Source organism: Streptomyces sp. NPDC047042 (genome assembly GCF_040644035.1).
In the GTDB taxonomy this organism is placed as follows: Bacteria; Actinomycetota; Actinomycetes; order Streptomycetales; family Streptomycetaceae; genus Streptomyces.
In genome coordinates, this window is record NZ_JBEYVP010000008.1 from 192,497 (window position 1) to 214,508 (window position 22,012).

Below are 22,012 nucleotides of genomic sequence, written 5' to 3' on the forward strand. Positions count from 1 at the left end.
TCATGCCGTCAATTCGCCCTGAAGGCCGTCACTTTGGACCATGCGATGGTTTTCGGCCTTCGGACAGGGCGCCCGACCCCGGCGCATGGGGTTGCCCCGGCGCATGGAGCGGTCCTCCACCGGCCGGATGCGCGGCTTCGCGCTCCGCCCAATGCGCCGTCCGTGCGCTGCCCGGTTTGCACAACAAGGCTTACTGCAACGGCAATTGAGCCTTCTACGAGAGGGATCGAGCAGGATCCGCGCCAGAGCGCACGCGTCGTGCGCGCATGAGCCGGTACAGAGCTCCGAGCACTACCGTGACCACCAGGAACAGCACCGTGAACCACTGGAAGTACCAGTGTCCGCCCGCCGGGTCGTACACCGCCGCCCGCGGCCAGGCCAGGTTGACCGTCATGAACAGGCCGTACAGGAGTGCCAGCACGTTCACCGGGACGCCCCAGCGGCCGAGGGAGAAGAGGGGCTTGCCGGTCTCGTCGGTGCCGTCCGCCGTGAAGGAACCCTTCAGACGCCGTACGAGCAGTGGGCCCGTCACCATCGCGTACGCCAGGTACAGCATCACGATGCAGGTGGTGCCGATGGCCAGGAACGCCTCCGGGGACGCGAAGTTGAGGAGGAGCAGGGCCGCAGCCAGTATGCCGACGACCAGGGCCGGGGCGCTCGGCATGCCTGTGCGCGGGTTGACCTTCGCCAGTCGGGACGCGAAGGGCAGCTGGCCGTCGCGGGCCATGGAGAACAGCATCCGGCAGGCCGCCGTCTGGATCGCGAGGGTGGCCACCGCGATCGCCACCACCACGTCGACCAGCAGGGCGCGGCCCACGCCGTCGCCCAGGCTGCTCGTCAGGACGTAGCTCAGGCCCTCGACGCCGAGCCGGCCGTCGGTGAGGCTCGGCGCGGCGAGCAGGCCGGCGAGGATGATCAGGCCGCCCAGCAGGCCCGCCGAGGCGAGCGCGGTGAGGATCGTACGGGGTGCGGTACGCCGGGGATGGTGCGTCTCCTCGCTCATCTCGCCCGCGCTGTCGAACCCGATCATCACGTACGCCGCCGTGAACGAGCCCACCAGCAGCGCCCCGAACAGGCCGGACTCCAGGGCCGTACCCGTGTGGAAGGTGATCCCGGGAGTGCGCTCGGAGTGGGTGAGCAGGAGGACGATTATCAGGACGGCGCCGATGATCTCGGCGGTCACGCCGACCCGGTTGACCAGGGACATCACCCGGTTGTCGATGACGTTGACGAAGGTCGTCAGGAGCAGCAGGAGCACGCCGAGGATCGCCGCGTTGGCCGCGCCGCTCGCCGAGGTGGGCGCGGGGTCGTCGCCGACCAGCTGGAAGCCGGACCAGATGGCCGGCATGACGACCTGGAGCGCGAGGGCTGCCGCCGCGACGACCACGATCTGCCCGATCACCATGATCCAGCCGGCGAACCAGCCGAAGGTGAGGTTGGAGAGCCGGGACGACCACTGGTAGATCGCGCCGGAGATCGGATAGCGCGCGGCCAGTTCCGCGAAGCACGCGGCGACCAGCAGCTGGCCGATCAGTACGGCCGGCCAGGCCCAGAAGAAGACCGGGCCGCCGAAGGCGTACCCGAAGGCGAAGAACTGGAAGACGGTGGTCAGGACGGAGATGAAGGAGAAGCCGGCGGCGAACGAGGCGTACCGGCCGAGGCTGCGGTGCAGTTCCTGGCGGTAGCCGAACTCGGAGAGGGAGCGGTCGGCGGACGGCTCCGGCGGGTCGGGGCGTAGGTCGGAGGGAGCGGTCGTGGTCACGGTGGGACCTGCCTTCGGCGCGGTATTCCTGTCGGGTGACAGAAATTAGGGACGCGCTGTTTCGCAGGGATGTCGTGGCCGTGTCCAGGCGGGGCCCAAGTCCTCACGTGCCCGCGGCGGCGCGGCAAGTGGGAGGGCCCGGCGGTGCCCGGCGGCGGGAGGCCGGCTCGGGGAGCGTCCTCGGTCGATCTCCGCCCGCTCCGCCCCGGGCCGTCAAGTGGGCGGTGGGAGAGGGTAGTTCGGAGAAGCCCGCGACTCGAGCGAGGTTCGGCGAGGTACTGAGGCATTCGGAGGGGTTCAGCCGAGCTCGGGAGTGTCGCGCCGCCCGGACCGGGGGAATTCGCTCGGTCGGGGCGGCGGGGGAGGGGAGTTCGGCGGGACTCGGGGAGCGTTCCGCCGCCCGGACCGGGGGAATCCGCTCGCGACTGGGCGACTGGGCGACTCGCAGCGAGGTTCGGCGAGGTGCGGAGGCATTCGGAGGGGGTCAGTGGAGTTCAGTGGCGCTCATGAGCGTTATGCCGCCCCGGCCGGGGGGAATCCACTCGGCCGGGGCGTCTGGTGGCTCGGGGAATCAGGAGGTCGCCGGTGCGGCCGTCTCCTGCTCCGCCTCGACCTGCGCGTTCCAGTCCCGCTTGGACGCCTGCCAGCCGTCCTCGTCGTGGCCGAGGCGCCAGTAGCCGGAGATCGAGAGGTCCTCGCGCGGGATACCGCGCTCCACGCGCAGCAGCCGGCGCAGCTCCTTCACGAAAGCCGCCTCGCCGTGTACGAACGCGTGCACCCGGCCCGGGGGGAACTCCAGGGCGCGTACGGCCTCGACGAGGGCCTGGCCCAGGGGGCGATCGCCGCGGTGCAGCCAGCGGACCTCCACGTCGGAGTCGATCTTCTGCTCCTCCTCGGGGCCCGCGACCTCGACGAACGCGTAGGCCTTCGCGCCGTCCGGCAGTGACTCCAGGGAGCAGGCGATCGCGGGCAGCGCGCTCTCGTCACCGACGAACAGATGCCAGTCGGCCTCCGGGTCGGGGGCGTAGGCGCCGCCGGGGCCGCCGAAGGCCAGCGTCTCGCCCGGCTGGGCGCGCATCGCCCAGGGGCCGGCCAGGCCCTCGTCGCCGTGCAGCACGAAGTCGAGGGTCAGTTCGCGCAGTTCGGGGTCCCAGGCGCGCACCGTGTAGGTGCGGGTCACCGGCCACTGCTCGCGCGGGAACTCCTCGCGAATGCGCTGCATGTCGAAGGGCTGCGGATAGGTGACGCCCTCCGCCGGGAACAGCAGTTTCACGTAGTGGTCGGTGCGGGTACCGGCCGTGAACTCGGCGAGGCCGTCGCCGCCCAGGACCACGCGCTGCATGTGCGGTGTCAGGCGCTCGGTGCGGACGACCTGCGCGGAGTGGGTCTTCGGGGCCCTGCGTTCCGGGCGCTCTGCCATGACGGCCTCCCTGTTACCTTGCTTAGGCTTACCTAAGTTAGCATCTCCCCCTTGGAAATCCCTGTTACCCGAGACAATCTTCGTCCTGATGCCGGGGAAGCGGTACCTCACCTTCCGAGCGTTGTGAGCAATCTCTCCAGCGACCCCCCAAGTCCCCAGCGGGCAGCGAGCAGTTCGAGTGCCTCGGGGTCGCGTGGAGCATGCGGCACCGCCGTGTCGACGTCCGGCAGCGGGACATCGGCCGCGACGAGTACCACCTTGGGCGCGACCTCCACGTACGGCCGTGACTCGTCGAGCCGCTTCCGCTGCGACGGCGTCAGCTTCGCCCTCGGATCGTCGACCGCGGCCATGATCCCGGCCAGGTCGCCGAACTCTGCCAGCAGCTTCGCGGCCGTCTTCTCGCCGATGCCCGGCACACCCGGCAGCCCGTCGCTCGGGTCGCCGCGCAGCAGCGCCAGATCCGCGTACCCCTTCCCGTCCACCCCATACCTCTCGCGCAGCCAGGCCTCGTCGGTCAGCTGCAGGGACCCCACGCCCTTGAGCGGGTACAGGACACGCACCCCCCGATCGTCGTCGACCAGTTGATACAGGTCCCGGTCGCCGGTGACGATGTCGACAGGGCCCTTCGCGCGCGCGGTGAAGGTGCCGATCACGTCGTCCGCCTCGTAGCCCGCGACGCCCACGCGCGCGATGCCGACCGCGTCCAGTACCGCCTCGATGACCGGCACCTGCGGCGACAGCGTGTCCGGCACCTCCTCCTCGTCCGGCCCCACCTCGCGCTCCTCGGCGACGCGGTGGGCCTTGTACGAGGGGATCAGGTCGACCCGCCACTGCGGCCGCCAGTCCGCGTCCATGCACGCCACCAGGTGGTCCGGGCGATGGTCCTTGACCAGCCGGTCGATGAACTCGAGCAGCCCGCGCACGGCGTTCACCGGCATGCCGTCCGGAGCCTTCACGGACTCCGGGACGCCGAAATAGGCGCGGAAATAGAGCGAGGCGGTGTCGAGAAGCATCAGTCGTCCGGTCACGCCTCGCATCATGCCGTACGCCACTGACAGTCACCCGGCGCGCCACTTGCGGACGCTCCCCGAGGTCCGCACCGGAGGTCGCGCGTTACCTGTGCGAAGCGCTGTGAACTGGCCCACTCCTCTGTTTGCCCACGTCGAGCAAGGGCAGGCGCGGCCACGGAGGGGGTCGGTTGTTCGCTCGACATCGCACCCGAAAACGTCAGCACCCCGCACTACCCAGCACCACCACACAGCACCACGAGGAGCACCCCTTGTCTTCCAGGCTTGAGGCCGAACATCTGTACAAGGTCTTCGGCAGACGACCGGGCGACGCGGTCGCCCGACTAGAACAGGGAACCGACCGCGACGAACTGCGCGACGACGGCACCACCGCCGCCGTCATCGACGCGTCCATCACGGTCGAACCGGGCGAGATCTTCGTCGTCATGGGCCTGTCCGGCTCGGGCAAGTCGACGCTGCTGCGCATGCTCAACGGCCTGCTGGAACCCACCGCGGGACACGTCCGCTTCGACGGCCAGGACCTGACCGCGCTCGGCGACCGCGAACTGCGCGCACTGCGCGCGAACAAGATCAGCATGGTCTTCCAGCACTTCGCGCTCTTCCCGCACCGCAGCGTCCGCGAGAACGCCGCGTACGGCCTGTCCGTGCAGGGCGTGCCCCGCGCCGAGCGCGAGCGCCGCGCCGACGAGGCGCTCGCCCTGTGCGGCCTGGCCGGCTGGGAGGACTCGTGGCCCGACGAGCTGTCCGGCGGCATGCAGCAGCGCGTGGGCCTCGCCCGCGCCCTCGCGACCGACGCCGACCTGCTGCTCATGGACGAGTCGTTCAGCGCCCTCGACCCACTGATCCGCCGGGACATGCAGGACCAGCTCCTGGAACTCCAGAAAACCCTGAAGAAGACCATCGTGTTCATCACCCACGACCTCAACGAGGCCATGCGCCTGGGCGACCGCATCGCCGTCATGCGCGACGGCCGCATCGTCCAGACCGGCACCGCCGAGGACATCCTCGTCCGCCCCGCCGACGACTACGTGGCGTCCTTCACCAAGGACGTCGACCGCACGCGCGTGCTCACCGCCGGCGCCGTCATGGACCCGGCGACGCGCGGCGACGAGGCCGACTGCGACTGCCCGACGGCGACGCCCGACACGCCGTTCACCGAACTGTGCGCGCTCAGCGCCCGCCTCTCCCATCCGGTGGCCGTGGTCACCGCGCCCCCGGACCGCCGACTCGTCGGGGTCGTACCGCGACAGCGCCTCGTCGGGTTCCTGGGCGACGAGCAGGGAGACCCCGAGCCCTGCGGCAGCCCGAGCGCCCCGGCCCACCCGGAGGGGAAGGTGACCGCCCGTGCCCAGGCTGCGGCTCGGTGACTGGGTCGACGACGGCGTCAGCTGGCTCGTCGCCCACATGTCCTGGCTCTTCGACGCGATCAAAACGGTCGTCGAAGGCCTGTACGACGGCATCAACGCGGTACTCACCGCCCCGGAGCCCCTCCTCCTGGCCGGCATCCTCGCGGTTGCCGCCTGGTGGCTGCGCGGCCTGGTCGCGGGTGTCCTCGCCTTCGCCGGATTCGCGCTCGTCGACTCCATGGCCCTGTGGGACCGAGCCATGTCGACGCTCGCCCTGGTGCTCGTCGCCACCCTCATCGCCCTGGTGATCTCGATCCCGCTGGGCATCTGGGCGGCCCGCTCCAGGACGGTCGGCGCCGTGCTGCGGCCCGTCCTGGACCTGCTCCAGACGATGCCGTCGATGGTGCTGCTGATCCCGGCGATCCTGTTCTTCGGCATGGGCGTCCCGGCGGGCGTCGTCGCCACCCTGATCTTCGCCCTCGCTCCCGGCGTACGCATGACCGAACTCGGCATCCGCCAGGTCGACGCCGAACTCGTCGAGGCCGCCGAGGCGTTCGGTACGCCGCCCCGCGACACACTGCTGCGCGTGCAGCTGCCGCTCGCCCTTCCGACGATCATGGCGGGCGTCAACCAGGTCATCATGCTCGGCCTGTCCATGGTCGTCATCGCCGGCATGGTCGGCACCGGCGGGCTCGGCGGCGCCGTCAACGAGGCCATCGGCCAGCTCGACATCGGGCTCGGCTTCGAGGCGGGCCTCGGCATCGTCGTCCTCGCCATCTACCTCGACCGGATGACCGGCGCGCTCGGCGCCCAGATCTCCCCGCTGGGCCGCCGCGCCGCCGCCAGGGCCCGAGCCGCGGGCACCCCGAAGCTCTGGAACCACCGCCCCAGCCCGGTCGTCGCACTGGCCGGCGTACTCGTCCTGGCGCTCGTCGCCGGCGGCCTCGGCGTCTTCGGCTCCTCCTCGCAGACCACCCGGGCCACCGGGACGGACGTGGGCCGGGGCAAGAAGGTCACCATCGGCTACATCCCCTGGGACGAGGGCATCGCCACCACGTTCCTGTGGAAGGAGCTCCTCGAGGAGCGCGGCTTCGACGTCACGACCACCCAGTACGCGGCCGGCCCGCTGTACACGGGCCTGGCCACCGGCCAGATCGACTTCCAGACCGACTCCTGGCTGCCCGTGACCCACGCCGAGTACTGGAAGAAGTACGGCGACCAGCTCGACGACCTGGGCAAGTGGTACGGCCCCACCTCCCTGGAACTGGCCGTCCCGTCGTATGTGAAGGGCGTCGACTCGCTCGCCGACCTCAAGGGACAGTCGTCGAAGTTCAAGGGGCGGATCGTCGGCATCGAACCCAGCGCCGGGATCATGAGCCTCCTCAAGGACAAGGTCCTGGGGGAGTACGGCCTCGGCGACGAGTACCAGGTCGTCGACGGCTCCACCCCGGCCATGCTCGCCGAACTCAAGCGCGCGTACGCCAAGAAGGAACCGATCGTCGTCACCCTCTGGTCGCCGCACTGGGCGTACAGCGACTACGACCTGACGAAGCTCAAGGATCCCAAGGGCGCCTGGGGCAAGGGCGACGGTCTGCACACGCTCGCCCGCAAGGGCTTCGCCGACGACAACCCCGAGGTCGGGGCCTGGCTGAAGAACTTCTCCATGACCGAGGCACAGCTCACCGGTCTGGAGGCGCGCATCCAGCAGGCGGGCAAGGGCGGCGAACAGGACGCAGTCCGCGCCTGGCTGAAGGCGAACCCCGGGCTCGCCGAGAAATGGGCACCGGCCGCCGGTCCCGAGGGGAAGAGCGGCGCGAACGGGGTATCGAACAACTGAGGGAGCCGCTCAGGAGGGGTGGGTCGAAACCGGCGACACGCGCGCGTGCGGGTGTCTCCGGTGCGGCCCACCCCTCGCGTCGTTCCCGGGCACGGATGTCTCCGCGTACGAAAAGGATCCGGACAACCACGGAGCGCTATGCCCTCACCCCGGCCTGACCGGCGTGGTAACCCGTTCCGCTGGTCAGCTCGGCCGCCCGCGCGCGTGGGACGGTCGTACAAGGGGCTCAGCCGCCCCTCCGACGGCGTGAACCGTGGGGGTCGTATCCGACTGCGGACGGTACCGATCTGACGGGCGCATGAAACGGTTTGACGAACATGCGTAGGGTGCAAGGAAGTCATCAGGGAACGCGTCGTGCATGCTTCGGGGACGATCCGGCGAACAGCCACCGAACACGCGGCGCGATGCGCTGTGATGGACGTACACGAACCGGGCGCGACGACGAGCCGAGGAGGGAGCCGGAGCTATGGGCGACCACAAAGAACAGCCCCTCCGGGTGGGCGCGGCCGTCCGGCGGCGGCGCCGGGCGCTGGAGCTCACCCTCGCCGTCGTGGCCGAACGCAGCGGGCTGTCGGTGCCCTTCCTGAGCCAGATCGAGAACGAGCGGGCGCGGCCCAGCCGCAGCTCGCTGGAGAAGGTCGCCGACGCCCTGCGCACCACGGCGGTCGAACTGCTCGCCGCGGCGGACCCGGCCTGCAGCGTCGACGTCGTCCGCGCGGACGCCCTCGAGCCCGCCCCCGACGAACCCCGGGTGCGCTCCCTCGTCCGAGGACACCAGCAGCTGCACGCGATGGAGTTCACCGGCGACCACGACGCGGGCCGCGAGTTCCAGCACCGCAACGACGAGCTGATGTACGTCGCCGACGGCGCCGTGGAGATCGAGGCGGAGGGCCGCGCACACCGGCTCGGCCGCGGTGACACGCTGTACCTGACCGGTGGCGTACGGCACCGCTGGCGGGCGACCGTGCCGGACACCCGGGTGATCGTGGTGGCCGTGGCCGAGCACATCGAGGCGGTGCAGGAAGGGCGCCGCTGAGACGCGGCAGGCGCGTTCGCCGTCAACTCGTATCCCGCGAGCAGCAGTTGAGGAAACCCACCATGAGAGTGATTTCGCTGGTGCCGTCCCTGACGGAGGCGGTGGCGGTCAGCGTGCCGGGCGCTCTCGTCGGGGTCACCGACTGGTGCAGCCACCCGGCCGACCTCGGCGACGACGTCGTACGCGTCGGCGGCACCAAGAACCCCAAGGTCGAGCAGATCGTCGCGCTCGCCCCGGATCTGGTCGTCGCCAACGAGGAGGAGAACCGCGAACCCGACCTCGCCGCCCTGCGCGAGGCGGGCATCGAGGTGCTGCTCACCGAGGTGCGGGACGTCCCGCAGGCCTTCCGGGAACTGGAGCGGGTGGTGACGGCGTGCGGGGCCGCGTCGCGCCCCCGGTGGCTCGACGAGGCGCAGACGGCGTGGGCGGCGCCGGAACGCTGGTGGAGCACGTCCACCGACCTGCGGACCACCGCCGTCGTGCCGATCTGGCGGCGACCGTGGATGGTGTGCGGCCGGGACACCTTCGCGGGTGACGTGCTGGCGCGGCTGGGCGTCGACAACGTGTACGCGTCCCACGCCGAACGCTATCCGCGCGTGCCGCTCGAGGAGCTGCGAGCCGCCGCTCGGCCAGGAATCGTCGTGCTGCCGGACGAGCCGTACCGCTTCACGGCCGAGGACGGTCCCGAGGCGTTCGACGGGGTGCCGTACGCCCTCGTCAGCGGGCGCCACCTCACCTGGTACGGGCCGTCACTGGCCGAGGCGCCGAGAGTGCTGGGCGAGGCCCTGCGAGCAGCTCACCGCTGAGCACACCCCGGACGGTACGGACGGCGGCCCCCGCCCAGGCGGCGACGAGCAGGACGTACAGGGCGACGGCGAGCACGCCGAACACGGCGAGCCCGGTGTGCCGGGCGAGACCCGCCGCCCCCGTCACACAGGTGCCCACCGGGAAGGTGAAGGCCCACCAGGTCATCGCGAAGCCCATGCCCCGGCTTCGGGCACGCAGCACCAGAACGCCGGCGAGGGCGAGCCACAGCAGGGCGAAGCCCATGACGGGGACGCCGTAGAGGACGGCGGCGCCGGCGGCGGCATGCGGGACGGGTACGACGCCCGGGGCGAGGTCGGCGAAGTTGCCGGCGGCGGTGGTGGACTGGCCGAGCGGGCCCAGCGCCAGGAACAGGGTCGGGGTGAGGACGAGCGGGAGCGGACCGCTCGTGAGGAGGCGGGCCACGACGACCGGCAGCATCACCAGGGTCGCGAGCAGACTCGCGCCGAACATGGCCAGGCAGGCGATCAGCAGCGACCGCTGACCCTGCCCGGGCGGGAGGTGCGGGACGAGAAGCGGACCGAGCGCCGCGGACACCATGGGCGCGACGACGGGCAGCAGCCATACGGGGCTGGGGGTCCCACCGCGCACGACCAGGAGGCAGGGGATCGCGACGGCCGCGACGAGCCCGACGAGCGTCCCGGCGGTGAAGAGGACGGCGTCGAGGGCGACGGCTGCCGGTACGCCGATCCAGTCCCGCCCGACGATGAGGGCGCCGCCCCCGACCGCCGTCAGGGCCATGGCGAGACAGCCGTAGAAGGGTGCCGTGGACGGGTCGAGGAGGTGGGCTCGGCCCTGGTCGCGGTGGTGGACCCAGTGCAGGGCACGGGCGCAGAGCAGCGCGAGCAGGAGGGCGAGGGAGAGGGCCCAGACGGCCGCGCAGACGGTACGCAGTCCCGGGACGCCGTCCGCGCCGGGGAGCCCGGCGCCCGCGGTGCCCACGATGGCGGTGCCCATGACCGGGGCGTACCAGTTGGGGCCTAGGTGGCGGAGGCCGGCGAGGGGGAGGGGGCGCTCGGAGTGGGGGCGCCGGGTGTGGGGGCGCAGGGAGTGGGGCTCGAGCGCGGCCGGCGGGAGTGTGTGGGCGGCGGTTGCGGTGACTGCGGTTGCCATGGCCCCACGCTCGCGCGGGGTGAGGGCGATCACCAGGGGGTTCGGATGAATGAGGGCATAAGCTGGATCTATGGGCGATGTGGAGGGCAGGGCCGCGCGGTCGGCGGGGGTCGCGCACCGGGTCCCGGACCTTGGCGCGATGGAACTGCTGCTCGCGGTCGCGCGACTGGGCAGTCTCGGGCGGGCCGCGCAGGAACTCGGCGTCACACAGCCGGCCGCCAGCAGCCGCATCCGGTCCATGGAACGCCAGCTGGGCGTGGCCCTCGTGGACCGCTCACCGCGCGGCTCCCGGCTCACGGACGCCGGTGTGCTCGTCACCGACTGGGCCCGACGGGTCGTCGAGGCGGCGGAGGCGTTCGACGCCGGGGCGCAGGCCCTGCGGGCGCGGCGCGACTCCCGGCTGCGGGTGGCGGCGAGCATGACGATCGCCGAGTACCTGCTGCCGGGCTGGCTGCTGGCGCTGCGCGCGCTGCGACCGGAGACAGCGGTGTCGCTGCTGGCCGGGAACTCGGCGACGGTGGCGGAGCGCGTCCTGGCGGACGAGGCCGACCTCGGGTTCGTGGAGGGGACGGGCGTACCGAGCGGTCTTGACTCGACGGTCGTCGCGAAGGACCGGCTGATCGTCGTCACCGCGCCGGGACATCCGTGGGCGCGGCGGCGGAAGCCGGTGGGGGCGCAGGAGTTGGCGGTGACGCCGTTGATTCTGCGGGAGGAGGGGTCGGGGACTCGGCAGGTGCTGGACGCCGCGTTGGGTGGGTTGGCGCGTCCGCTGATCGAGTTGTCGTCGACGACCGCGGTGAAGGCTTCGGCGGTGGGTGGGGCGGGGCCGGCGGTGCTGAGTGAACTGGCCGTGGGGGAGGAGTTGGCTACGCGGCGGTTGGTGTGTGTGCCGTTGGACGGGGTGCGGTTGGATCGGGAGTTGCGGGCGGTGTGGCCGGTGGGGCATCGGCCCGTTGGGCCGGCTCGGGAGTTGTTGGGGTTGACCCGGGGGTGAGTTCGCCCCCGCCGCCCCTACCCGTCCCATCCCTGGGGGCTGTGCCCCCAGACCCCCCTACGGCCCTGAACGGGCCTTGTCCTCAAACGCCGGACGGGCTGAGAGGAGCCGGCCGGGCTGAGAGGAGCAGCGCCTCCATTACCCGCGTGTCCTCTCCCATCTCCGGATGCCACTGCACTCCCAGGACCCACCCGGCGCCCGGATCCTCCAGCTCCACCGCCTCCACCGTGCCGTCCGTCGCGTATGCCGAGGCCAGTAGGCCCCGGCCCAGGCGGTCCACTGCCTGGTGGTGGTAGGTCGGGACCGATGTCTCCTCGGGGACCGCCTCCTCGTAGCGGGTGCCCGGTACCGGCTTCACGGTGTGGTGGCCGAAGGTGCCCGGGGTTCGCGCGTGGCCGTCGATGTGCTGGACGAGTGTGCCGCCCAGGGCGACGTTGAGGAGCTGCATGCCACGGCAGATGCCCAGCAGTGGCGTGCCGGACGCCAACGCCGCCTCGATCAGGGCGAGTTCCCACGCGTCCCGCGCCTCGGCGGGCGGGCCCGTGCGCGGGTCGCGCTCCGCGCCGTAGCGGGACGGATCGACGTCGGGGCCGCCCGCGATCACGACCCCGTCGAGCCGGGCGACCGTCGCCGCGGCGTGTGCCGGGTCGTCCGGCGGGAGCATCGCGGCGATGCCCCCCGCCCGCTGCACGAGTCGCGGATAACCGGCCGGCAGCAGCGCCGCGGGCAGCTCCCAGACCCCCCAGCGCGTGCCGGCCTCCAGATATGTGCTGACGCCGATGAGCGGTCGTCGTCCGGTCGTCGGTGTCACGAGGGGCTCCCTGGCATCCGGTAGGGAATCAATGGCGTACGGCCATACCTTTGCCGACCTTCGCCCCGGGTGGCAACCCCATCACGCCAGGAACCCCCGCAACAGGGCCGCCGTCCCCGAACAGTGCTCCCGCATCATCTCGCGCGCACCCTCCGCGTCCCCGTCGAGCACCGCGTCGACCAGTGCCGCGTGCTGGCGCTGCGAGTGCTCCAGGTTGCGTACCAGCAGCGGGATGCAGTCCAGCAGGTCGTTCACCTTCGCCCGTACCGCCGCGTACTGCGAGGTCAGCGTCGGGGAGCCGCAGAGTTCGGCCAGGGTGAGGTGGAGCAGCGTGTCCAGGCGGCGGTAGTCCGCGAGGGGGGCGTCCTGGGTGCGGACCAGCGCGTCCCGCAGTCGGTCCGCCTGGTCCGGCGACAGCCCGTGCTGGGCGCACAGCCCCGTCGCGCCCACCTCAAGGACCTCCCGGAAGCGCAGCACGTCCTCGAGGTCCACCGCGCTGATCCGACGCCGCAGCTCGTCCTCGCCGCCCGCGTCACCGCGCGGCAGCACGAACGTGCCGCCGTACCGGCCGCGCCGCGACTCCACGAGCCCCTGGTCCTGGAGCACCTTCAGCACCTCGCGCAATGTCACCCGGCTGATCCCGAGCCGGTCCGCGAGTTCGCGCTCGGCCGGCAGCCGCTCGCCGCCGGGGACCAGGCCCAGCCGAACGACCTGCAGGATCTGTTCCAGTGCCTCCTCGAACCCGTTGCCCGCCCGCACAGGCCGAAGTACCGGCGTCAACCGGTCCTCCAGGCCGCCATCGGCGTCCAGCGACATCTCGCCGTGCCCCCTTCCCAAGCAATGGTTCTCGGCAATACCTTATGGCTTCCGGGCCCGGCCGAAAAAACGCGCAGAAGCCGAAGGAGCTTTCCCGTGGCAGACCGCACACCCCCGCTCGGCGTCGAGGAGCTGCACGCCCTCGTCGCGAGCGGTGAGATCGACACTGTTGTCCTGGCCTTCCCCGACATGCAAGGGCGGCTCCAGGGCAAGCGGTTCGCCGCTCGCTTCTTCCTCGACGACGTCCTGGAGCACGGCACCGAGGGCTGCAACTACCTCCTCGCCGTCGACACCGAGATGAACACCGTCGACGGCTACGCGATGTCCTCCTGGGAGCGCGGGTACGGCGACTTCGCCATGCACCCCGACCTGTCGACGCTCCGGCGGCTGCCCTGGAACGCGGGCACGGCGTTCCTCGTCGCCGACCTCGCCTGGAACGACGGGACCCCGGTCGTCGCGGCTCCCCGCCAGATCCTCCGCCGTCAGCTGGACCGGCTCGCCGAGCTCGGGTTCACCGCGAAGGTCGGCACCGAGCTCGAGTTCATCGTCTTCAAGGACACCTACGAGCAGGCCTGGGACGCCAACTACCGCGGGCTGACCCCGGCCAACCAGTACAACATCGACTACTCGGTCCTCGGCACCGGCCGTATCGAGCCCCTGCTGCGCCGCATCCGCAACGAGATGACGGCCGCCGGGCTGATCGTCGAGTCCGCCAAGGGCGAGTGCAACCCGGGCCAGCACGAGATCGCCTTCAAGTACGACGACGCCCTCGTCACCTGCGACCAGCACGCCGTCTACAAGACCGGCGCCAAGGAGATCGCCAGCCAGGAGGGCGTCTCGCTCACCTTCATGGCCAAGTACAACGAGCGCGAGGGCAACTCCTGCCACATCCACCTCTCGCTGGCCGACGCCGACGGCACGAACGTCATGGCCGGTACCGCCACCGACCCCGGCGGCATGTCCGAAGTCATGCGGTACTTCCTCGCCGGGCAGCTCGCCGCCCTGAGGGACTTCTCACTCCTCTACGCGCCCAACATCAACTCGTACAAGAGGTTCCAGCCCGGTTCCTTCGCGCCGACCGCCGCCGCCTGGGGGTACGACAACCGGACCTGCGCGCTGCGGGTGGTCGGCCACGGGCGGTCCATGCGGTTCGAGAACCGGCTGCCCGGCGGTGACGTCAACCCGTACCTCGCCGTCGCGGGGCTCGTCGCCGCCGGGCTGTACGGCATCGAGCAGAAGCTGGAGCTGCCGGAGGCGTGCGCGGGCAACGCCTACGCCGGCGACTACGCCCACGTCCCCACCACCCTGCGCGAGGCCGCCGAGCTCTGGGAGAACAGCCCCATCGCCCAGGCCGCCTTCGGTGACGAGGTGGTCGCCCACTACCGCAACATGGCCCGCGTCGAACTCGACGCGTTCGACGCCGCGGTGACCGACTGGGAGCTTCGCCGCTCCTTCGAACGTCTGTGAGAGGTCCTTTCTTGTCGTACGAGCCTGAGCGCGAACTCGCGTACGAACGTGAGCTGCGCGTCCTCAATCCCGCCACCGAGGACGTCATCGCCACCGTCCCCGCCGCCACCCGCGAGGACGTCGACGCGGCTGTCCGGCGGGCCACGCACGCGCAGACGCGCTGGGCGGCCCTCGCACCCGGCGAACGCGCCCGCCTGCTGCGCCGCTTCGCCGCCACGGTCGACGAACACCTCGAGGAACTGGCCCAGTTGGAGGTGCGGGAGGCCGGGCACGTCATCGGCAACGCGCGCTGGGAGGCCGGCAACGTCCGCGATCTGCTCGACTACGCGGCCGGGGGAGTGGAGCGGCTGACCGGACGCCAGATCCCGGTCGCCGGCGGCCTCGACATCACCATCCTCGAACCGCTCGGCGTCGTCGGTGTCATCGCGCCCTGGAACTTCCCCATGCCGATCGCCGCCTGGGGTACGGCTCCCGCGCTCGCCGCCGGCAACGCGGTGCTCCTCAAGCCCGCCGAGACGACCCCGCTGACCGCTCTGCGGCTGGCCGAACTCGCCCTGGAGGCAGGCCTTCCCGAGCACCTCTTCCAGGTGCTGCCCGGCCACGGTCCCGTCGCGGGCAACGCGCTCGTCGAACACCCGGGCGTCGCGAAGATCGTCTTCACCGGGTCGACCGGCGTGGGCAAGCAGGTGCTGGCGAAGGGGTCCGCGCTCCTCAAGCGCGTCACCCTCGAACTCGGCGGCAAGAGCCCCAACATCGTCTTCGCCGACTCGGACCTCGAGGCCGCCGCGGCCGCCGCGCCCATGTCGTTCCTCGACAACTCCGGCCAGGACTGCTGCGCCCGCACCCGCATCCTCGTCCAACGCTCCGTGTACGACCGCTTCCTCGCCCTCCTCGCCCCCGCCGTGGAGTCCGTCCTCGTCGGCGACCCGGCGGACGAGAAGACCCAGATGGGCCCGCTGATCTCCAGGGCCCAACTGGACCGCGTACGCGCGTACGTCACCGACGACCTGACCGGCATCCGGGGCGAGGCGCCCACGGGACCCGGCTTCTGGTTCCCGCCGACCGTCCTCACCGATGTCGACCCGCACGCGCGCGTGGCCGTCGAGGAGGTCTTCGGCCCCGTCGCGGTCGTCCTCCCCTTCGACGACGAGGCGGACGCCGTAGCACTCGCCAACGGCACCGACTACGGACTCTCAGGGTCCATCTGGACCCGGGACGTCGGCCGCGCCCTGCGCGTCTCACAGGCCGTCAGGGCAGGCAACCTGTCCGTCAACTCGCACTCCAGCGTGCGCTACTGGACCCCCTTCGGCGGTTTCAAGCAGTCCGGGATCGGGCGGGAGCTCGGGCCGGACGCCCTGACCGCATTCACCGAGACGAAGAACGTCTTCATCAGCACGGAAGGCCCCGCACAGTGACCGAATCGACCGAACAGAACGTCTGCCGCCGCCTGGTCGGCCGTACCGCCGTCATCACCGGCGCGGGCAGCGGCATCGGCCTCGCCACCGCGCGCCGGCTCGCCTCCGAGGGCGCGCACGTCGTCTGCGGCGACGTCGACGAGGCACGTGGCAAGGCCGCCGCCGACGAGGTGGGCGGGATCTTCGTCAAGGTCGACGTCACCGACCCCGAGCAGGTCGAGACGCTCTTCAAGACGGCGTACGACACCTACGGCAGCGTCGACATCGCGTTCAACAACGCCGGTATCTCGCCGCCCGACGACGACTCCATCCTGGACACCGGCCTCGAGGCGTGGAAGCGCGTCCAGGAGGTCAACCTGACCTCCGTCTTCCTGTGCTGCAAGGCCGCGATCCCCTACATGCGCCGCCAGGGCAAGGGCTCGATCATCAACACGGCCTCGTTCGTGGCGAGGATGGGCGCGGCGACGTCCCAGATCTCGTACACCGCGTCCAAGGGCGGTGTCCTCGCCATGACCCGTGAACTGGGCGTGCAGTTCGCCCGGGAGGGCATCCGCGTCAACGCCCTCTGCCCGGGGCCGGTCAACACCCCCCTCCTCCAGGAACTGTTCGCCAAGGACCCCGAGCGCGCCGCCCGCCGGCTCGTCCACATCCCGGTCGGGCGGTTCGCCGAGGCCGAGGAGATCGCCGCCGCGGTGGCCTTCCTGGCCAGCGACGACTCGTCCTTCGTCAACGCCACCGACTTCCTGGTGGACGGTGGCATCGCGGGTGCGTACGTCACGCCGGTGTAGGCCGTACGCGCAGCCGCCCCCGCCGCATCCCGGCGGGGCGCTGGCGCGCCGGCAACGGGCCCGGTCAGCGGCGCGGGCAGCCCTGAACGAAGCCCGCCGGGGGCGATTTCCGCAGGACAGGGGGACGATCCGGGCAGAAGCCCCAGGTGCCCCGGACTGGTTCCCGTTCGGTGGGTGTCAGCCCGTAGAGTGACGCTTCACGCAGGGAGGAGCCACCGCGCGCGGAGGTACGCGCCCGGATGGGCGCCCGCCCGCGCGGGTATGCGTGCCCGGGACGGCCGCGTCCCGCGCCGCACGGACTCCGCCGGCCCTGCGCCGGTACGAGGAAACGGGGGGTGCATGAGCACGGAAGCGCGCCGCGCCTCCATCCCCCCGCGCCCGGCCACGCCCCCGTCCGAGCCGCAGCCGACGGACACGACGGGCGAAACGCCCCGGGACGCGACGACCGACGAAGCGCCGAACACGCCCCGAGGCGGTGAAGAGGGCACACGAACGCCCGGCACGCCTTCGAATCCGCTGCCCCCCGGCTCGACGCCTCCCGGTGCCCCCGCTGCCGCCCCCGCACAGACACCGAATCCGGCGCGATCCGCCGCCCCGCCCCGCTTCCCGTACCTGCGCGCACCCTCCCGCGAGGGCACCGACCCGATAGCCCCGCCCCCGCCGCCCTCCTCGGCCCGGCTCCCCGACGCACCGCCCGCAGGCCGTGCCCCGACACCGCCGCGCCCCCGCCCCGACCTCCCGCCGCGCCCGACGCACCAACCGCCGGTGGCGCCCTGGCGCCCGACGGTCCCCACCGACCCCGAGTCGGACACGACCAGGCGCCTGCGCAAGTTCCCCCCGCCTGCCCCGGGCGGGACACCCCCCGCCCCGAACAACAGACTGCGCACGCCTCGACAACCGCGCCCCACAGGCACGCCTTCCACACCGCGCGCTTCGGACCAGCCCCTGGCCCCGACGGGCCGCCCATACCTCGCGGACCAGCAACCGAACGGCCGTCCAGCCACCACTGAACAGCCGACACCCCCCGCTGACCCACCACGCCCGCCGAACACGCCCACCAGCCGCCCGTACCGCCTGGATCCGCCGTCGAACACCCGCCCGGACGCCACCGGGACGCCCTCGGCCCCCGCAGGGCCCTCCGGCCGCCCGTACGGCCCGCCTCCGACCCCGGCATCGAACGCCCGTCCGGGGAGCGCCGGGACGCCCTCGACGCCCACAGATCCGCCGCGCCCGGCGACCGCGCCCTCCGCGCCGATGGGCCGCTCCTATCGCCAGGAGCCGCCCCAGTCGCCGAACGAGCGCCCGGGTGCCGCAGAGACGGCCTCGACCCCCGCGGACCCGCCGCGCCCTGCCGGGGGGCCCTCCGCGCCCATCGGCAGTCCCTACCGCCCGGATCAGCCCCAGGCGTCGAACGTCCGTCCGGGGAGCCCCGAGACGCCTTCAGCCCCCGCTGACCCGCCGCGCCCGGTGAACGCGCCCTCCGCGCCGTTGGGCCGTTCGTACCGCCCGGCCCAACCCGAGGCCAGCCGTCCGGGGAGCCCTGAGACGCCTTCGGCCCCCGCTGACCCGCCGCGCCCTACCGACGAGCTCTCCGGTGGGCCGTACCCGTCGCAGGCCTCGACCAGCAGGTCGGGCAGTGTCGCACCGCCCGATGATCCGCCGCGCCCGGTGAACGCGCCCTCCGCGCCGATGGGCCGCTCCTATCGTCAGGAGCCGTCCCAGCCGACGAACGGCCGTCCGGGCGCCCCCGGGACGGCGTCCGCCCCCGCTGATCCGCCGCGCCCTGCCGGCGCGCCCTCTGCGGCCGTCGGGCGCCCGTATCGGCCGGATCCGTCCCACGGGTCGGGCGGGCAACCCGGTTCCGGTGGGGTGTCCTCGGCGGCCGGTGATTCGGCTCGGCCCGTGAGCGCGTCCTCCGCGCCGACGGGGCGCCCGTATCCGGCCGCCCCGTCGCAGACGGTGAACGGGCGACCCGGTTCCGCCGCCGATTCATCCCGTCCCGTGGGTGCACCGCCCGGGACCCCGGAACCGCCCCCGGCGTCCGTGACCCGGCCCACCGGTCCGCCCCCTGCGTCCGTCGGTGCGGTGCCCCCGGTTCCCCCTGACGCTCCGCGCTTCGCGCAAGGCGTGCCCGATCCCGCTCTCTCCTGGAGTGCCCCTTACAGCGACACCGGCGGTGTCGGTTCCGGGCGGCGGCCCTTTGTTTCGCTGGCTCAGCCCGATGTGTACGGGCGTGAAGTGCGGTCCCGGTCGTTCAGTGGGCGGGCGCTGCTCGCCGTCGCCTGTGCCGTGCTCGGGCTCGGGCTCATCGGCGGGGCGCTGACCGGGAGTTGGCTCACCGGAGACGACTCGGGTGACCTCGGTGCGCGTACCGCGTTCACCGCGGCCGGGAACCTCTGGCACAGCGTCCCCGTGGACCAGCTCTTCCCGCCCACCGTCGAGGGCGACGGAGCCGGCCCCGGTGGCGCCGACCGGACCTGGATCCGGATCGCCGTCGCGCCCGACACCGGCTGCGCCGACGCCTTCGACCCGCTGCTGCGCCAGGCCCTCGCCCCCGTCGGCTGCCAGCGTCTCCTGCGCGCCACCTACACCGACGAGACCCAGAGTTACGTCACCACCGTCGGCCTGCTCTTCACCAAGGCCGACGAGACGGCGATGAACGCCCTGCGCACCCGCTTCAGTAAAGAGAAGCTGGACCGTCGTACGGACCTGATGCCCCGCCCCTACGCCGCGAAGAACACCGTCGCCGCCGGCTTCAAGGACGCCCAGCGCGCCTCCTGGACCATCTCCGTCCTCACCGACGCCCCCGTAGTCGCGTACGCCGTCTCCGGCTGGGCCGACGGCCGCAAGGCCGACACCCCGCAGCCCGCCGAGGAGGCCATCGCGCCCGGCGGCACCACGGCCGTCGACCAGGCGGGCCTCGGCAACGAGGCGAAGGGCCTGGCCGACCGCGTCGAACGGGCCCTGCGCAAGAACGTCGGCTCGGCCGCGAAGCAGCCGTCATGACCCGTACCGGCACCCGCGTCCGCACCCGCACCCGTACGGCCCGCAGCGGGCTCCTCGTCCTCCTCCTCGCCGGCTCCCTCGCCCTCCTGCCCTCCACCACCGCGTACGCCGACGGCATCCGGAGCCAGCAGTGGGCCCTGGACGCCATGCACATGCAGGAGGCCTGGCGGACGACCAAGGGCAAGGGCATCACCGTCGCCGTCCTGGACACCGGCGTCGAGGCCAACCACCCCGACCTCGTCGGCAACGTCCTCAAGGGCAAGGACCTGGTCGGCTTCGGAGCCAGCCGGGGCAACCCGTACTGGGCCAAGCACGGCACCGCCATGGCCGGCATCATCGCCGCTCACGGCCACGGTTACGACAACGAGGACGGCGTCGTGGGCATCGCCCCCGAGGCGAAGATCCTGCCGATCCGGGTGATCCTCGAGGACGGCGACTCGGCCCGCCGCAAGGCCCGCAACACCCGCGGCAACGCCCTCGCCGAAGGCATCCGCTGGGCCGCGGACCAGGGCGCCGACGTCATCAACCTCTCCCTCGGCGACGACTCCAAGTCCGCGCATCCCGAGCCCGCCGAGGACGAGGCCGTCCAGTACGCCCTGGAGAAGGGCGCCGTCGTCGTCGCCTCGGCAGGCAACGGCGGCGAGAGGGGCGACCACATCTCCTACCCGGCTGCCTACCCCGGCGTGATCGCCGCGACCGCCGTCGACAAGTACGGCGTCCGCGCCCCCTTCTCCACCCGCCGCTGGTACGCCACCGTCAGTGCCCCCGGCGTCGGCGTCGTCATCGCGGCCCCCGACGAGCGCTACTACGAGGGCTGGGGCACGAGCGCCGCCGCCGCGTTCGTCTCCGGCACCGTCGCCCTCATCAAGGCCGCCCATCCCGGACTCTCCCCGGCACAGATCAAGAAGCTCCTGGAGGACACGGCCCGCAACGAACCGAAGGGCGGCCGGGACGACTCCCGGGGCTACGGTTTCATCGACCCGGCGGCGGCCCTCGAGGCGGCGGGCAGGCTCAAGCCGGAAGAGCTCGACTCGGCCGCGTACGGCAAGAAGTACTTCGGCGCGGGCCCGTCCCCCGTGCTCCCGGAGGACGACTCCTTCAACTGGGCCGGCCCGGCCGCGGGCGGCCTCGGTGTCGCGCTCCTGCTCGCCGCCGTCCCTCTGTGGCGAGGCCGCCGCAGGATGGTCGAGCCCCCCGCCCACGACTCGTACGACGACGACTTCCTGATCCACTGACGGGCCGTCAGGACTCGCCCGCGGTACCGGACTTCGTGGTGAGCGCCGAGACCGCCGCCCGCGCCGCCGACTCCACCAGCGAAACCCCCTTCGCCTTCGTCGTGTTGCCCTTCGACACCACCGCGACGAGGAACTCCCGCCCGTCCGCCGCAGTCACCCGTCCGATGCTGTTGATGTCCCACAGCCCGGTCGCCGTACGCGGCAACCACCCGTTCTTCAGGGCGAATCGACCGCCCGCGACACCGCCGCCGGCCGCGGCCGACACTCCCCAGTCCTGGTCCTCGGCGATGGTGGACATCAAGCCCTGGAGATACTTCCGCGACGCCTCACTCAGCACCGAATCCGCCCCGGACGTGGCGAACACCTGCTGGAGCAGGGTGAGTTGATCCGCCGCCGTGGTCTGCGTCAGGCCCCACAGCGCACCCGAGCCACCCTCCGTGTCCGTCAGCCCGAAACGCTTGTTGGCGGCGGCGAGTCCCGCCGCCTCCCCGATCGCCGTCCACAGCGCCGACGCCGAGGCGTTGTCACTGACCTCGATCATCGAGGTGGCGTACCGCTTCTCCCGCGCCGTGAGACTGCGGTTCTCGTCCTGCGCCTGGAGCAGCAGCGTCGCCAGGATGTCCACCTTGACGATGCTCGCCGTGTCGAACCGCCCGTCCCCGTAGGCGGCGTGGTCGCCCGACTCGACGTCGAGCACCGCCACGGACACCTGGGCCCCGTCCTCGGCCGCCGCGACCACCGGTCTCATCGCCTCGGAGAGCAGCGTGTCCGGTTCCACCGTGGGCTTGGGCTGTACGACGGGTTCCACCGACGCCTCCTCGCTCGCCTTGGCCCGTACGGGCGCTGCTGCCGCCGCCGACGTCACGCGTCCCACCGCCGCGTGAGCCTGTGCCTTCACATACGCGGTGCCCGCGCCCGTACCACCCATGACGATCGCGGAGGCGGCGACGACCAGCACGACGGACCGGCGCCGGGGAACTCTCTCAGAGGCCATGCCGTGATGCTGGCGGCCGTGACTGTGCGGTTGATTAGCCGAATGTTAGATGTGTGTCAGCGATCGCTGAGAATCCCGTGAAACCGGTGAACGCCGGGTTTCCGGGGCGGCGAATGCCC

The 22,012-nt window shown here is 72.1% G+C and carries 17 protein-coding genes; 10 read left to right on the forward strand and 7 right to left on the reverse strand.

Translation table 11 applies throughout. The annotated features are described in order from the left end of the window. Positions 1-214: 214 nt before the first annotated feature. From ABZ855_RS11415 to ABZ855_RS11425, 3 genes are all read right to left on the reverse strand, one after another. Positions 215-1,762 carry an amino acid permease gene (locus tag ABZ855_RS11415; protein WP_360804625.1) on the reverse strand — a complete coding sequence of 516 codons (1,548 nt, stop codon included), beginning with the start codon at positions 1,760-1,762 and terminating at the stop codon, positions 215-217. 571 nt (positions 1,763-2,333) lie between these two features. Further along, the gene (locus tag ABZ855_RS11420) at positions 2,334-3,182 is read right to left on the reverse strand and encodes a siderophore-interacting protein (protein WP_360804628.1); all 849 of its coding nucleotides are present in this window, start codon (positions 3,180-3,182) and stop codon (positions 2,334-2,336) included. Positions 3,183-3,289: 107 nt separating this feature from the next. Continuing rightward, positions 3,290-4,219, reverse strand: coding sequence for a 5'-3' exonuclease (locus tag ABZ855_RS11425; RefSeq protein WP_360804907.1), 930 nt, complete (start codon positions 4,217-4,219; stop codon positions 3,290-3,292). A 242-nt stretch (positions 4,220-4,461) separates the two neighbouring features. Here ABZ855_RS11425 and ABZ855_RS11430 point away from each other — a divergent pair, with 242 nt between their 5' ends. The 4 genes from ABZ855_RS11430 (at position 4,462) to ABZ855_RS11445 (ending at position 9,235) form a co-directional block, all read left to right on the forward strand. Further along, positions 4,462-5,577 (forward strand): glycine betaine/L-proline ABC transporter ATP-binding protein, encoded by a 1,116-nt coding sequence (locus ABZ855_RS11430; protein WP_360804631.1) that lies wholly within the window; start codon positions 4,462-4,464, stop codon positions 5,575-5,577. After that, entirely contained in the window at positions 5,555-7,393 is a 1,839-nt protein-coding gene (locus ABZ855_RS11435; protein ID WP_360804634.1) for an ABC transporter permease/substrate binding protein, read from the forward strand. Before ABZ855_RS11430 ends, ABZ855_RS11435 begins: the two co-directional genes overlap by 23 nt. A 466-nt stretch (positions 7,394-7,859) precedes the next feature. Beyond that, entirely contained in the window at positions 7,860-8,429 is a 570-nt protein-coding gene (locus tag ABZ855_RS11440; RefSeq protein ID WP_360804637.1) for an XRE family transcriptional regulator, read from the forward strand. Positions 8,430-8,491: 62 nt separating this feature from the next. Continuing rightward, positions 8,492-9,235 carry a helical backbone metal receptor gene (locus ABZ855_RS11445; RefSeq protein WP_360804640.1) on the forward strand — a complete coding sequence of 248 codons (744 nt, stop codon included), beginning with the start codon at positions 8,492-8,494 and terminating at the stop codon, positions 9,233-9,235. On the opposite strand, the gene ABZ855_RS11450 is transcribed toward ABZ855_RS11445, so the two are convergent. Continuing rightward, on the reverse strand, positions 9,162-10,211 hold the full coding sequence (locus ABZ855_RS11450; RefSeq protein WP_360804910.1) for a TDT family transporter: 1,050 nt from the start codon (positions 10,209-10,211) through the stop codon (positions 9,162-9,164). The two genes, ABZ855_RS11445 and ABZ855_RS11450, sit on opposite strands and share 74 nt — an antisense overlap. 226 nt (positions 10,212-10,437) lie before the next feature. On the opposite strand from ABZ855_RS11450, the gene ABZ855_RS11455 reads away from it, so the two are divergent. Continuing rightward, positions 10,438-11,361, forward strand: coding sequence for a LysR family transcriptional regulator (locus tag ABZ855_RS11455; protein ID WP_360804643.1), 924 nt, complete (start codon positions 10,438-10,440; stop codon positions 11,359-11,361). Positions 11,362-11,443: 82 nt separating this feature from the next. Here the strand turns inward: ABZ855_RS11455 and ABZ855_RS11460 are convergent, their stop codons facing one another. Together ABZ855_RS11460 and ABZ855_RS11465 are read right to left on the reverse strand one after the other, a co-directional pair. Further along, positions 11,444-12,172: a gamma-glutamyl-gamma-aminobutyrate hydrolase family protein gene (locus ABZ855_RS11460; RefSeq protein ID WP_360804646.1), complete on the reverse strand. Its 729-nt coding sequence runs from the start codon at positions 12,170-12,172 to the stop codon at positions 11,444-11,446. 81 nt (positions 12,173-12,253) lie between these two features. Further along, on the reverse strand, positions 12,254-12,988 hold the full coding sequence (locus ABZ855_RS11465; RefSeq protein WP_360804649.1) for an FCD domain-containing protein: 735 nt from the start codon (positions 12,986-12,988) through the stop codon (positions 12,254-12,256). A gap of 96 nt (positions 12,989-13,084) precedes the next feature. Between ABZ855_RS11465 and ABZ855_RS11470 the strand changes: the two genes are divergently transcribed. The 5 genes from ABZ855_RS11470 to mycP all read left to right on the forward strand — a co-directional run bounded on the left by ABZ855_RS11470 (position 13,085) and on the right by mycP (position 20,899). Continuing rightward, positions 13,085-14,455, forward strand: coding sequence for a glutamine synthetase family protein (locus tag ABZ855_RS11470; protein WP_360804652.1), 1,371 nt, complete (start codon positions 13,085-13,087; stop codon positions 14,453-14,455). An 11-nt stretch (positions 14,456-14,466) separates the two neighbouring features. Beyond that, positions 14,467-15,870, forward strand: a complete 1,404-nt coding sequence (locus tag ABZ855_RS11475; RefSeq protein WP_360804655.1) for an aldehyde dehydrogenase family protein — start codon at positions 14,467-14,469, stop codon at positions 15,868-15,870. After that, positions 15,867-16,658 carry a 3-oxoacyl-ACP reductase gene (locus tag ABZ855_RS11480; protein ID WP_360804658.1) on the forward strand — a complete coding sequence of 264 codons (792 nt, stop codon included), beginning with the start codon at positions 15,867-15,869 and terminating at the stop codon, positions 16,656-16,658. The genes ABZ855_RS11475 and ABZ855_RS11480 overlap by 4 nt, the downstream gene beginning before the upstream one ends. Positions 16,659-18,785: 2,127 nt before the next feature. Next, entirely contained in the window at positions 18,786-19,664 is an 879-nt protein-coding gene (locus ABZ855_RS11485; RefSeq protein WP_360804661.1) for a hypothetical protein, read from the forward strand. Beyond that, complete coding sequence (gene mycP / locus ABZ855_RS11490; RefSeq protein WP_360804664.1) at positions 19,661-20,899, forward strand: type VII secretion-associated serine protease mycosin; 1,239 nt, start codon at positions 19,661-19,663, stop codon at positions 20,897-20,899. Before ABZ855_RS11485 ends, mycP begins: the two co-directional genes overlap by 4 nt. Positions 20,900-20,906: 7 nt before the next feature. Here the strand turns inward: mycP and ABZ855_RS11495 are convergent, their stop codons facing one another. After that, the gene (locus ABZ855_RS11495; RefSeq protein WP_360804667.1) at positions 20,907-21,893 is read right to left on the reverse strand and encodes a serine hydrolase; all 987 of its coding nucleotides are present in this window, start codon (positions 21,891-21,893) and stop codon (positions 20,907-20,909) included. Between the last annotated feature and the right edge of the window lie 119 nt (positions 21,894-22,012).